Here is a 12,960-nt window from a genome sequence, read left to right on the forward strand (position 1 = left end):
TCATTCATTGTTCATCTACCTGTCGAGAAGGGGTCTTTCACTGACCCTGAGGCAGCCGGAAAAGTTCTATCAGTGCGATTTCCTCGACCCAGCATGCCCGGTAAAAATGACAGATTGAAATCCAGCGGATTGATCGGAGCTTGCCTGTGACAGACCCTACCCCGGGTGAGCTGCGCATCATCCTTGCCGATGACCACCCGATCTTTCGCATTGGCCTGCGTGCCGTGCTGGAGCAGATTCCAGGCATTCGCGTGGTGGGCGAAGCTGGCGGTCCACTGGAGCTCACGACACTGTTGCAAGACGTGGAATGCGACGTGCTGGTGACCGACTTCATGATGCCGCTAGAGCAGCAGAACGACGGCCTGAAGCTGCTGGAACAGTTGCGTCGGCACCACCCTCAATTGCCGATCCTGGTGGTGACCATGATCAACAACGCCGGGCTGTTTCGGGCGATGCTGGCCCTGGGGGTCAATGGCCTGCTGAGCAAAGCCAGCCTGGCCGACGAGTTGCCCCAGGCCATCGTTCGCCTGCAGCGCGGCAAGATCTACCTGGCCGATTCTGTGCAGCAGTTACTGTTGCAGGAGGGTGCCGTGCGCGAAGACCTGGCCCGTGACCAGGCGGCCTTGTCGCCACGGGAACTGGAAGTTGCCCGCCTGCTTGCGGCAGGCCATACAGTCGGTCGGATCGCCGCCCTGCTCAACCGTAGCAAACAGACAGTGAGCAGCCAGAAGGTCAGTGCCATGCGCAAGCTGGGCCTGGCCAATGATGCTGCGCTGTATCTCTACCTGCAGGAACATGGCCTGGGCTAACGGTAGTTCAAGCCCTGCGCCGCTGTCTGGATTCGTCCGACTCACGCTCCAGCATCCACTGGCAAAGGTCTTCCCCTGCCATCGGCCGGGCAATGAAATAGCCCTGCATCACCGGGCTGCCCAGGGCCTTGATCGCCATCAGGTCATCAACCGTCTCGACCCCTTCGACCACCACCTTCAGATCCATGCGTCGGGCCATGATCAGGGCACCGGCCACCACCGCCGCCTTGCGGCCATCGTCGGCCATGCCACGGACAAACTCGCTGGGCAGTTTCAATTCGCTGAACGGCAGCTCCAGCAGGCGCTGCAGGTTGGACACCCCCATGCCGAAGTCATCGATCGACAGCTGGCAGCCAAGAATGCGCAGGTGCAGCAGCCCTTCGAGCTGGGTACTGTCGAGCTGGCAGCCATGGGTTTCGATGACTTCCAGGGTCAGGGCACTGGCCGGCACGTCATGGCGCTGGAGGGCAGCGATGACCTGCGCAGCGAAATCGTCGCGCACCAACATCTGCGGTGCGATGTTCACCGCCACCGGCAATGGCTGACCCTTGTGCTCCCTGAAGCGGACGCTGAAGGCCAGGGCCTGGTCGAGCACATGCCAGCTCAGCGTCTCCAGCAAGCCGGCGCCCTCGACCAGCGGGAAGAACTGCCCGGGGCCGAGCAAGCCAAGGCTCGGATGCTGCCAGCGTACCAGCGCCTCGACGCCTGCCAGAGTGCCGTCGAAACCGACCTTGGGCTGATAGTGGACCACCCATTGCGCCTTGCTCTGCGCTACTTCATCCGCTGAAAGGGCCAATAACTCGGCATGTACCGGTACCGCGACGGCCGGGGGCGTATCGCCGGGCTCATCCAGGTAGCGGCGCAACAACTTGTGCAGGGAAACGCTGCAGGCCGGCTTCTGCAGGCTGCCGAGGACCCTCAGGCCCAGTTGCCGGGCAAGGTCGGCAACGCTGTCGAGCACCCCACGTTCGGCACTGCTGAGGATGATCAGTGCCGCGGCAAGCCCGCTGTCGGCCAGGTGACGGATCAGTTCCAGGCCGTCCTGGCCGTCCATGTGCAGGTCGCAGATGGCGATATCGACCCGCCCACGCCGGGACAGGGTCTGCCGGGCCCCCTCGACCGACTCAGCCGTCAGCACATCGAAGACGCCATTGGCGTTGAGCATCTGATGCAAGGCCATCAGTTGGAAAGGATGATCCTCGAGAATCAGAACCTTCAGTGAGCGCATGAATATTTCCCCGCAGTAGCCGATCTGTACGACAGCACCCTGCAACTTTAGGAAAATCGGCCTAGGACGCCCATAGGACATGTCCTAAAGTTCAGGCGACATTTTCCACAGCTCTTGTTGAATGTCCTGCTGCAACTGGTCTATCGCAGCCTTCAGCGTTGTCCATGCCGATGTCGCCAATGCCGTGGAACGCCCTTGGCGGGCGCTTTCCAGCTGCGCACAAGCCTGCGCCAGGGGCAGCGCATCAATCAGGCAGGCAACGCCTTTGAGGCGATGCAACGCCACGCCGATGCGCTCCCAGTCCTGCGCCTCGACGGCAGATGCCAGCAAGGCGGACTCCTCGCACAGGTTTTTCAGCAACTCTTCCAGCATGCGTTGCAGCACGGCGGTATTGGCCTGGGTCATCTTCTGCAGGGTCTGCATCCTGAAGCTGTGCCGGGGAGCCAACTGCTCGATCACCGCGACCAGCTGGGCAAGTGCGACCGGCTTGACCAGGCATTCATCCATGCCGGCCTCAAGGCAGCGGGCGCGCTCTTCCTGCATGGCGTTGGCGGTGTAACCGACGATGGCGATGGCTGGGCTCTGGCTGCCGCGCTCCAGGCGGCGGATGCCGCGGGCCAGCGCATAACCGTTCATTACCGGCATGTTGCAGTCGCTGAGCACCAGGTCGAACTCGCCGCCCTGCCAGGCCTGCAGAGCGCTCTGACCGTTTTCCACGGCCACCACCTCATGGCCGAGAAACTCCAGTTGCTGGCTGAGCACCAGGCGACTGGCCGACAGGTCGTCGACCACCAGGATCCGTCGCGCCGGGCCGCTGGGCAACCTTGGCGCGGGGTCTTGCGGCGCAGGTTCGGCGGCCACGGCTTCGAGGGTAAGTTCGACACTGACTTCGGTGCCTTTGCCCAGCACGCTGCGCAAGGCAATGCTGCCGCCCATCAACTCGACCAACTGCCGGCAGATGCTCAGGCCCAGGCCCGAGCCACCATATTCGGCGCCGGCGCCTGCCTGAGCAAACGGCTGGAATAGCTCGCTTTGCTGTTGCGCGCTGATACCGATGCCGGTGTCGCGCACACACAGCCTGAGGCCAACGCCATGCAAGCTGTCGTGCCCACTGCGGCTAACCTGCAGTTCGACCAGGCCCAGGTGGGTGAACTTCAGGGCGTTGCCCAGCAGGTTGAGCAGCACCTGACGCAAGCGCAGCGGGTCGAACCAGTACACCCCTTGCGCCTCGCTGGCCAGTTGCAGGCGCAGGTCCAGCCCCTGACCGAGGGCCTGGGCGTGGAACTGCTCGACAATGGCGTTGAGGAATGGCTTGAGCGCCCGCGCCTGCGGTTCCAGTTGCAGGCTGCCGGCCTCGATGCGGGCAAGATCGAGGCTGTCACCGATCAGGGCGATCAGCTCGCGGGCTGACTGATGAGCCGTTTCCAGGCCTTGCGAAGGTACCTGGCCATGCGCCAGGGTCGTCTCCCGCTCAAGTTCAAGCAGGCCAATGATGACGGCCATGGGGGTACGGATTTCATGGCTCATGGTCGCCAGGAATGCACTTTTGGCCTGGTTGGCCTGCTCGGCCTGCTGGCGGGCTTCAACCAGCGCTGCTTCCAGCTGCTTGCGCTCGGTAATGTCGATCCAGCCGCCCAGCAGGCCCTGCAGTTGGCCGTCGGCACTGTAGAACGGCACGGTCCACTGGTAGGCGTCGGTGCGCTGGCCCTGGAATTCGATGCGCCGGTCAACGAATACCGGCTTGGGGTCCTCGAGCAGGCTCAGGTAATCGGCGTGCAGCTGTCTGGCCAGTGCCTCGGGAATGACTTCGATGTCCGTCAGGCGCCGGCCCTTGACGTCTTCCAGGCGCAACGAGAAGGCTTGCTCATAGCTTTTGTTGCAGGTGATCAATCGCCCTTCCAGATCACGTACGTAGATCGGATTGGGGATACCGTCGAGCAACGCGCGCTTGAAGGCCAACTGGTCGTTGAGGGCTTGCTCGGCCCTTTGCCGCTGACGGATCTGCACCCGCAGGCGGCTGCTCCAGACCAACGACACCAGCCCAAACAGCACCGCTGCAGCCACAGTCCAGTAGATCCACGGCGCAATCCGCTGCCAGGCCGGCGCTGGCGGCGCCAACGCGCCCAGCCACTTCATGCGTACGGCGCGCAACTCGGCGACCGGGAAGGCTTCCAGAGCCTTGTTCAGAATGCTTTCCAGCTCCGGAGCGCTGCGCCGCACCGAGAACCTGTCCGGTGCCCACTTGCCCTCAACCCCGCGCCCGACCTTGAGCACAGGGTCGTTGCCGATCACGCTGTAGGCACCGATTTCGCTGTCGATAGTCGCCAATGCTTCGCCGCTGCGCACCTTTTCCCGGGCTTGCTCCAGCGAGTCCACCAACAGCAGGCGAACACCGGGGTGGTCCTGGCGAATGGTGCCTTCCAGTGCGTGCTGCGCCGGCAACGCCAAGGTCTGCCCGGCCAGTTCATCCAGGGACGCCAGGCCCAATTGCGCCTGGCGAACGATGAACACCCAGCTTTGCCCGCCAATGGAATGGGTAAAGTCGAGAAACTCGCGGCGCTCCGGGGTTTCGCTCAAGGTGGTGCTCATGTCGGCCTGGCCGCTCCTGAGCATCTCCAGGCTCTGGGCTATCGATTCAGACGGCGCATAGACGAATTTCAGCCCGGTCATTTGCGCGACGGTCGCCAGTACATCGCTGTTAAGGCCAACCCAGGCGCCCTGACGATTGCGGAACAGATAGGGTGGGTACTGGCTGCCGACCACGGTGACCGCCGGGTGGCTGGCAATCCACTCACGTTCGGCCAGGGTCAACTCGACCCGGTGATGCGCCACGTCCGAGCCCAGCCCGGAGGTCCAGCGACCGAGAATCTCGCGCCGCACCGACTCATCGAGGCTGGCCAGGGCGTCGTTGAACATGTCCTGCAGCAGCCGATCCTCGGCGCGCACGGCAAAGGCGAAGCCGATCGGCGGCAAAGCGCTGGGGCCGACCACCTGCAAGCCCAGATACGGGCGCAAGGCATTGAAGGCGCGGATGATGATCTCGTTGCCGATAAACACATCCACCTCACCCTGGTTCAGCGCCTCCAGGGCACTGCTCAGGTTAGGCGCCAAAAGCACCTGACTGTCGGGGTAGACCCGATGCATGACCCGGGTGTCGGCGTAGCCATCGAGCAGCACCACTTTCATCCCGGCCAACGACGGTGGCGGCACTGGCGCGCCACCGCGTACCACGACCATCGAGCGATCGGGAATGTAGTCGTCGGAAAACGCCAGGCCCGCCACACTGCGCTCGAAGCCATTGGCGCTGGTCAGCACATCGATATCGCCATGGCGCAGCGCCTCGATGGCTTCCTCGCGTTTGGCGAAGGCCAGTACCTGGGTTTTCACCCCGAGGCGTTCAGACACCAGGCTCAGGTAGTCGGCGCTGATGCCCTGGTAGCGATTGCGGTCGATGGTGATGTCCACCGGCTCGTAATCGGCAAACGAGATGCCCACCCGCAACACCCGCGACGGCCCCAGCCACTGTTGCTGCGCGCGGCTCAAGGCCAGCGGCTCAAGCTCGGTGAACGGCGGCGCCAGGGTAAAGGACAGACTCTGCGCGGCCTGCACCATGTGCCCCATACCTAGCCCGAACAGGCAGACCAATACCAGCCCTGCTGCGCGACGACGTCCTGTGCTCATTGATACCCCTGATTCGTTGCTGCAAACCAATGCCAGTGTAGAAATAAAAAAGCCCGTCAGAGACGGGCTTTTCATGTGCCGATCAGTCGATCAGAGCGGCTTGCCGCGATTACCGTGCTGGCTGACGAAGGCCTGAACGGCTTTCAGGTCATTGGCCAGTACCGTGCATTTTTCTTCGCGGGCGAACAGGTCGCTCAGGTGCGCAGGCAATTCCAGGGCCTTGCCGACCCCGGCCTTCTCCACCGCTTCCGGGAACTTGACCGGGTGCGCGGTGCCCAGTACCACCATTGGCGTATCCAGGCTGCGGCGGCACTCGCGACCGGCCTTGACGCCGATCGCGGTGTGCGGGTCGAGCACTTCGCCAGTCTGGGCAAAGACTTCGGCGATGGTTTCGCAAGTCTGCGCGTCATCGACGGCCAGCGAATCGAACAGCTTGCGCGCTTCGGTCCAGCGGTCTTCTTCGACGCTGAAGCCGCCACCCTGCTTGAAGTTGTCCATCAGGCCGGCAATGGCCGCGCCGTTGCGCCCGTGCAGGTCGAACAGCAGGCGTTCGAAGTTCGACGAAACCATGATGTCCATGGACGGCGACAGGGTCGCGTGCAGGGTTTCCTTGACGTACTGGTTGCCGCTCATGAAGCGGTGCAGGATGTCATTGCGGTTGGTGGCGACGATCAGCTGGCTGATCGGCAGGCCCATGTTGCGCGCCAGGTAGCCGGCAAAGATGTCGCCGAAGTTGCCGGTCGGTACCGAGAACGCCACCGAACGCGCCGGGCCGCCCAACTGCAGGGCTGCGTGGAAGTAGTAAACGATCTGGGCCATGATCCGTGCCCAGTTGATCGAGTTCACCGCCACCAGGCGAGTGCCCTTGAGGAAGCCCTGGTCAGCAAAGCTGGCCTTGACCATTTCCTGGCAGTCGTCGAAGTTGCCTTCGATGGCGATGTTGTGGATGTTCTCGCCGAAGATGGTGGTCATCTGCCGGCGCTGAACTTCCGACACGCGCTGGTGCGGATGGAGGATGAAGATGTCGACGTTGTCGCAACGGCGGCAACCTTCGATGGCCGCAGAGCCGGTGTCACCGCTGGTGGCGCCGATGATCACCACGCGCTCGCCACGCTTGGCCAGCACATGGTCGAGCAGGCGGCCGAGCAGTTGCAGGGCGAAGTCCTTGAACGCCAGGGTCGGGCCGTGGAACAGTTCCAGCACCCATTCGTTGCTGTTCAGCTGACGCAGCGGCGCGACCGCGGCGTGGGCGAACTCGCCGTAGGTTTCTTCGAGAATCTTCTTGAAATCGGCATCGGCGATGCTGCCGGTGACGAACGGGCGCATCACCCGGAAGGCCAGTTCGTGGTACGGCAGGCCGGCCCAGGAAGCGATTTCTTCCTGGGTGAAACGCGGCAGGTTTTCTGGCACGTACAGGCCGCCGTCGCTGGCAAGGCCTGCCAGCAGCACGTCTTCAAAGTTCAGGGCCGGTGCCTGGCCGCGGGTACTGATGTAGCGCATTTTTGCAAACCTTCGGTTTGAGCTTCAAGCTTCAAGCTTCAAGCTGCAAGTCACCGCAGTCCCGCTGTGATCTTGCAGCTTGTAGCTTGCCGCTTGCCGCTGTTGTCAGTTGAGTTGTTCGACGCGGATACGCACCACGTTGCCGACCACATCCTGCAGGGCTTCCAGGGCGGTGATGGCATCATTCATGCGCTGTTCGACCACTCGATGAGTGAGCAGGATCATGGGCACCAGGCCGTCCTGTTCCTCGACTTCCTTCTGCATGATCGATTCGATGTTGATGCCGCGCTCGGAGAGGATGCTCGCCACCTGGGCCAGCACGCCCGGATGATCCTTGGCCTGGATGCGCAGGTAGTAGGCGCTTTCGCAAGCTTCGATCGGCAGGATCGGGTGGGCCGACAGCGAGTCTGGCTGGAAGGCCAGGTGCGGTACACGGTTCTCCGGGTCGGAGGTCATGGCGCGAACCACGTCGACCAGGTCAGCCACCACCGACGAAGCGGTCGGTTCCATGCCGGCGCCGGCGCCGTAGAACAAGGTGGAACCGGCAGCGTCACCGTTGACCATCACTGCGTTCATCACGCCATTGACGTTGGCGATCAGGCGATCGGCCGGGATCAGCGTCGGGTGCACGCGCAGTTCGATGCCGTTGGCAGTGCTGCGGGCCACGCCCAGGTGCTTGATGCGGTAGCCCAGCGCTTCGGCGTAGTTCACGTCAGCGGTGGTCAGCTGGGTGATGCCTTCGGTGTAGGCCTTGTCGAACTGCAGCGGGATACCAAAGGCGATGGACGCCAGGATGGTCAGCTTGTGCGCGGCATCGATGCCTTCGACGTCGAAGGTCGGATCGGCTTCGGCGTAACCCAGGGCCTGGGCTTCGGCCAGCACGTCGGGGAACGCACGGCCTTTTTCACGCATTTCGGTGAGGATGAAGTTGCCGGTGCCGTTGATGATCCCGGCCACCCAGTTGATACGGTTGGCCGAGAGACCTTCGCGGATCGCCTTGATCACCGGGATACCGCCGGCTACGGCCGCTTCGAAAGCGACGATGACGCCCTTCTCGCGAGCCTTGGCGAAAATCTCGTTGCCGTGCACGGCAATCAGCGCCTTGTTGGCGGTGACCACGTGCTTGCCGTTGTCGATGGCCTTGAGCACCAGTTCGCGGGCGATGGTGTAGCCGCCGATCAGCTCGATGACAATGTCGATTTCCGGGTTCGTTGCGACCTCGAACACATCAGCGGTAATGGGGGTACCGGTAATCTGGCAATTCGGGTTTGGCGAACGCATGGCAATCTGTGCCACTTCAATACCACGCCCGGCACGGCGGGCGATCTCCTCGGCGTTACGCTGAAGTACATTGAAGGTACCGCCACCGACGGTCCCCAACCCACAGATGCCTACTTTGACCGGTTTCACTGTGAACTCCCCATGAAACGACCGGCTGGCAGCCGATCGTGAAACTGCCGCCACCCCAAGGTGACGGCTTCAGATTGAATTACTTGGCCAGGGCCAGCTTGGCCACTTGCGGTGCCGGCTGGTAGCCCGGAATCACCTGGCCGTTTTCCAGGACGATGGCCGGCGTACCGTTGACGCCGATCGACTGGCCCAGGGCGAACTGCTTGCCGACCGGGTTGGCGCACTTGGCGGCCTTGATTTCCTTGCCGTCGATCATCTTGTCCAGCGCCGCCTTGCGGTCGCTCGAGCACCAGACCGCCTGCAACTGCTCGTCACCCGGCGAACCCAGGCCCTGACGCGGGAAGGCGACGTAGCGCACTTCGATACCGCGACGGTTGAGCTCAGGCACTTCGGCGTGCAGCTTGTGGCAGTACGGGCAGGTGGTGTCGGTAAACACCGTGATGTGCGACTTGGTTTCGCCCTTGGCAGGATAAACCACCATCTCGGCCGCTGGAATGGCATTGATGGTCTTGGCGATGGCCTGTCGTTCGGTCTTCTCGGTCAGGTTGACCGGCTTGCCGTCCTGGATCTGGAACAGGTAGCCCTGCATGACGAACTGGCCGTCGCCGCTGGCGTACAGCACGCGGCCGCCTTCGAGCTTGACTTCATACAGACCGTTGAGCGGGCTGGTGGCAACGCTGTCGACCGGCACGCCCAGTTCCAGGGACTGCAGGGTCTTGCGGATCGCCTGCTCGGCGTTGTCGGTGGCAGCGGCAAAAGTACTGACCAGCGCCAGGGCGGCGGCGGCGAAAATCTGGGTCACGCGCATGGGAACTCCTGAAGGCGGACAGGGGGCCGGATGCAGCACGCCCGTACTGAAAACGGGGTGTCATTGCGGCCCTCGGTGCAAACCGCCCAAGCCTACCACAGAAGCGGCGGTGGTCGGAGGCGTGCTCGATCGGGAGCGCAAGGCTGCGTGCGCCAGCGGTCAGCGTCTACCTCAGCTATCAATCACCGTCTGCCAGCAAGACCTCATCTGCATCACTGGAGACTTTCAGAAAATCAACAAAAGCAAACACATCGCGATCAATGTCCTGTAACAGCAGCGCAATCAACATCTTCTGCTGCCTGGGATAAATCCTGGATCGCCCATAAGGATCGATATAAAGCCCCGTCTTTTCACGCAATTCAATAAATGCGCCCTGCACACGCTTCACCTCAGCGTCACTCAGTTGAAGGTAGGGCTTGTCGCCTAGTACATCCGACAGATAGGAGATGTCTAGCATTTCAAAAAGCCTTAACCTTTACTTGAATCCACCGAAAAGCAGCTTTCGAGATCGCTGTCAAACGCATGGACAAACTTTAGTGAAAATGAACTCATCCAGTGGTTGATGAGCCTTACCGTGCTATGCCTATCCTGAGCTAACTGCTGCGTACTGAAGTAACTGTTTTTCGACTTGTTCTTGTACAAGGAAAAAGTGAGTTCATAGCTGACAAGCGATACGTCCCTGTCAGATGGACGACACCAGACATCAATGGTTGCTTTGATCTGACTGCGATCACCCGTAACGTATTCGCTGAACGCATAAAAAATATCGGAGTCGAAAAAATTCGCTCGAACCATCATTTGCTCAAGCGGGTTATCGATCCCATCAAGGATATTGGGATCAGCGTCAATGAAGCTATTCTTGACTACTGCCCAGCCAGCCGGCATCTGCAAAAAAGCCAACGGGTAATTTAAAGCCAGGCGTTGAACTATATTCATTTTTCAACCTTCGACAGCGGATACTCACCCAGCCGTTACAGCTGGAACAGCTAAACCACCTCAACCACTGCAACGTACCGTCTGCCTTCATACACTTTCAAAGAACACCCTTTTCTTAGTAAAGAGGATGGCGCGTTCTCCACCAGAAAATAGGCTTTACCAAGACCGGTTCTGCTACCGACATCTTCTGTATTGCTTTCTATTTCCAACACTAGACTCCAGTTCGTCTCTATCCCTGATTCATTTCGAAGCAGGTCGGTCGTAACATAGAAAGGTGTTTTGTGAGGCAGCACGGCTTTCCCGCCTAATTGCTCATCGACCCAACGCACTCTGACATCAACAATTTTTTTCATTTTATTTTCCTCCACAAGCTATCCGGCGAGTCCATTTCGGTTTGACTTTAGCTTTATTGAGATCACTGATCTCTATGTACCTAGCTTTACCAATTGCATCTAGGTTTGCACTAGAGAATGCCGCGTTAGCAATTTTGTCAGGTACTTTTACCTGAACAATCCGGAAATCACCGCCATGCCCCATCGTTTTCCCCCACGTCACAGCGTCTTTATAGGACTCAGCGAACCACTTTCCTTCCATGGTTCCGTGAGATGACCATGTTCCGGTTTTCATTAGGCTGGAATATTCATCAAGGCTCATGGACCTGTACAGGGTCGTTTCCAATCCTAGCGGGTCGATCCACCGTACTGGATTCTGAGCGTATTGATAGAGATTGGAGCCTCCCAACAAGCCAATCGGGTCGGGTTGGGTGAACCGCCCGATATCCGGGTCATAAAACCGAAACGTGTTGTAGTGCAGGCCCGTCTCACGGTCCAGGTACTGGCCCTGAAACCTGAGGTTCTGTTCCTCGATGAAATGCGCCTCGCGTACTTCCTGCAGGGTATTGCCCCAGACCTGATACCGCGCCTGCCAGACTGCTTCGCCACTGTCATCCGTCAGCTGTTCGGGCAGGCCATTGAGATCGTTATGGTAGTAGCGCACCTGCTGGTGCAGCCCCGTGCCGTCAACCCGCGCCAATGGCTCGTGACTGTCTTCGACATACAGGTACAGGCTGGTCTGGCTGTATCGATGCTCCTGTAGCAAGCGCAGGCCATCCCAGGCGAAGCGGGTCTGGTCGAGCAGATTGCCCTGATCGTCGTATTCGCTTTTCTCGACACGCCGCCCCAGCGGGTCGTAGCGCATGTTCAGCACTCGCTCACGACCACCGTGCTGGCTGCGCACCTGGATCAGGCGGTGCTCGGCGTCGTAGCTGAAGTGCTGGATGCCACGCCGGCTGCTGCGTTTCTCGATCAGGCGGCCGAAGCCGTCGTAGCGATAGCGTTTGTCCTGGTAGGTGAGCACGCGGTTATGGCGCACCAGGCCGATGCCGGCTTGCGGCCCATCGAGCAGGTTGGCGGCGGCGTCGTAGGCGAAGGCTTCACTTTGGCCCTGGCCGGCGTCCTGGCTGGCCATGATCCGCCCGCTGGCATCGTAATGCAGTAATTGCTGGTGCTGGCTACCGGGCTGCTGGTTGAAGCGGCTGATCAGGTTGTCTGCGGGATCGAAGTCGAAACGTTGCTGCACCGCAGCCGGCAGTTGCGGCGGCTGGTGGTTGGGGCGGCGCAGCCGTGAACGCAAACGACCGCTGCGGTCGTACTCGCTGCGGGTACTGATACGCCCCTGGGTGCGCAGCACTTCGCGGTGCAGGCGGTCGCGCTCGAAGTCGCTGATCACCTGGCCGTCGAGATTTAGCTGATGCAGGTGACCGCTGCCGTAATACAGCCGGTTGAGCCAGCGACCATCGGGCAGCTGGCTCTGGATCAGGTTGCCGAGTTCGTCGTAGTGATGCTTCAGCACACCATTGGCACTGTGTTCTTCGACAAGCTGGCCGAAAGCATCATAAGCGAAGGCCAGTTGTTCGCTGTTGCCCATGTTGTCGGTAAAGCTCACCGCCGTCAGTTGATCGAGAGGGTCATAAGCATACGAAGCAAGACCATCATCGGTATGCCTGGCGATCAACCGCCCCGCCGCATCCCGCTCCAGCTTGTGGGTGATTGGTTGCTGATGACTGCCATCCGGCGCCGGGATGAATTGCACCTGGCGGATGTCATCGAGGGCGTCATAGCAAAGGCGCTTGGCACTGCCATCCAGATTCTGCTGCAGCGTCAGGCGATCCCCCAGGTCCCAGGCAAACCGGTAGGTTTCACCATTTTCATTGGTCAGGGCCTGAAGACGACCGTAGGCATCGTAGGCAAGCTGTACGTTGCGGCCATGGGCATCGATTCGCTCGCATACCTGACCACGACGGTCATGGCGGTAATGAGTCGGATGCCCGGCCAGGTCGATGTAACGATCCAGCAGGCCGCGCGCATTGTGCAGGTAATGTTCACTGCGGCCGTCGGGCAGCACCCTTTTGAGCAGCCTTCCCTTATGGTCGTACGAATACTCCATGCGTTCGCCGAGGGCATCGGTGACAACCTGCAGATGCCCGCGCCGGTCATAACTGAAGCGGGTCGGATACCCCGAACAATCGACCTGTTCAATCAGCAGGCCCAATTCGTTCCAGCGCAGGTGCTTGTGCTTGCCCGCCGCAT

The 12,960-nt window shown here is 60.8% G+C and carries 10 protein-coding genes; 1 reads left to right on the forward strand and 9 read right to left on the reverse strand.

The annotated features are described in order from the left end of the window. Positions 1-146: 146 nt before the first annotated feature. Positions 147-809 (forward strand): response regulator, encoded by a 663-nt coding sequence (locus ABM562_RS11875; protein ID WP_115088445.1) that lies wholly within the window; start codon positions 147-149, stop codon positions 807-809. Between the two features lie 7 nt (positions 810-816). On the opposite strand, the gene ABM562_RS11880 is transcribed toward ABM562_RS11875, so the two are convergent. The 9 genes from ABM562_RS11880 to ABM562_RS11920 form a co-directional block, all read right to left on the reverse strand. After that, on the reverse strand, positions 817-2,037 hold the full coding sequence (locus tag ABM562_RS11880; RefSeq protein ID WP_134064058.1) for an EAL domain-containing response regulator: 1,221 nt from the start codon (positions 2,035-2,037) through the stop codon (positions 817-819). Positions 2,038-2,121: 84 nt separating this feature from the next. Further along, a complete protein-coding gene (locus tag ABM562_RS11885; RefSeq protein ID WP_460422053.1) occupies positions 2,122-5,718 on the reverse strand; it encodes a transporter substrate-binding domain-containing protein in 3,597 nt (1,198 codons plus the stop codon). 90 nt (positions 5,719-5,808) lie between these two features. Further along, on the reverse strand, positions 5,809-7,218 hold the full coding sequence (thrC, locus tag ABM562_RS11890) for a threonine synthase (RefSeq protein ID WP_233673325.1): 1,410 nt from the start codon (positions 7,216-7,218) through the stop codon (positions 5,809-5,811). Positions 7,219-7,323: 105 nt separating this feature from the next. Then, positions 7,324-8,628, reverse strand: coding sequence for a homoserine dehydrogenase (locus tag ABM562_RS11895; RefSeq protein ID WP_036994034.1), 1,305 nt, complete (start codon positions 8,626-8,628; stop codon positions 7,324-7,326). A gap of 79 nt (positions 8,629-8,707) precedes the next feature. Continuing rightward, the gene (dsbC, locus tag ABM562_RS11900; RefSeq protein WP_036994032.1) at positions 8,708-9,436 is read right to left on the reverse strand and encodes a bifunctional protein-disulfide isomerase/oxidoreductase DsbC; all 729 of its coding nucleotides are present in this window, start codon (positions 9,434-9,436) and stop codon (positions 8,708-8,710) included. Between the two features lie 178 nt (positions 9,437-9,614). Beyond that, the gene (locus tag ABM562_RS11905) at positions 9,615-9,893 is read right to left on the reverse strand and encodes a hypothetical protein (RefSeq protein WP_258578840.1); all 279 of its coding nucleotides are present in this window, start codon (positions 9,891-9,893) and stop codon (positions 9,615-9,617) included. An 11-nt stretch (positions 9,894-9,904) separates the two neighbouring features. Then, the gene (locus ABM562_RS11910) at positions 9,905-10,372 is read right to left on the reverse strand and encodes a hypothetical protein (RefSeq protein ID WP_258578839.1); all 468 of its coding nucleotides are present in this window, start codon (positions 10,370-10,372) and stop codon (positions 9,905-9,907) included. A 50-nt stretch (positions 10,373-10,422) separates the two neighbouring features. Further along, positions 10,423-10,725 (reverse strand): hypothetical protein, encoded by a 303-nt coding sequence (locus ABM562_RS11915; protein WP_258578838.1) that lies wholly within the window; start codon positions 10,723-10,725, stop codon positions 10,423-10,425. Between the two features lies 1 nt (position 10,726). Then, a partial coding sequence (locus ABM562_RS11920; RefSeq protein WP_460422056.1) for an RHS repeat-associated core domain-containing protein occupies positions 10,727-12,960 on the reverse strand: 2,234 nt, incomplete at its 5' end.

The sequence above is a fragment of the Pseudomonas sp. ZL2 genome (genome assembly GCF_054788455.1).

Excerpts from the sequence above, each read along its gene's own strand:
- ABM562_RS11880 (WP_134064058.1), bottom strand. The coding sequence starts at position 2,037 with ATGCGCTCACTGAAGGTTCTGATTCTCGAGGATCATCCTTTCCAACTG.
- ABM562_RS11885 (WP_460422053.1), bottom strand. The coding sequence starts at position 5,718 with ATGAGCACAGGACGTCGTCGCGCAGCAGGGCTGGTATTGGTCTGCCTG.
- thrC (WP_233673325.1), bottom strand. The coding sequence starts at position 7,218 with ATGCGCTACATCAGTACCCGCGGCCAGGCACCGGCCCTGAACTTTGAA.
- dsbC (WP_036994032.1), bottom strand. The coding sequence starts at position 9,436 with ATGCGCGTGACCCAGATTTTCGCCGCCGCCGCCCTGGCGCTGGTCAGT.
- ABM562_RS11905 (WP_258578840.1), bottom strand. The coding sequence starts at position 9,893 with ATGCTAGACATCTCCTATCTGTCGGATGTACTAGGCGACAAGCCCTAC.
- ABM562_RS11910 (WP_258578839.1), bottom strand. The coding sequence starts at position 10,372 with ATGAATATAGTTCAACGCCTGGCTTTAAATTACCCGTTGGCTTTTTTG.
- ABM562_RS11915 (WP_258578838.1), bottom strand. The coding sequence starts at position 10,725 with ATGAAAAAAATTGTTGATGTCAGAGTGCGTTGGGTCGATGAGCAATTA.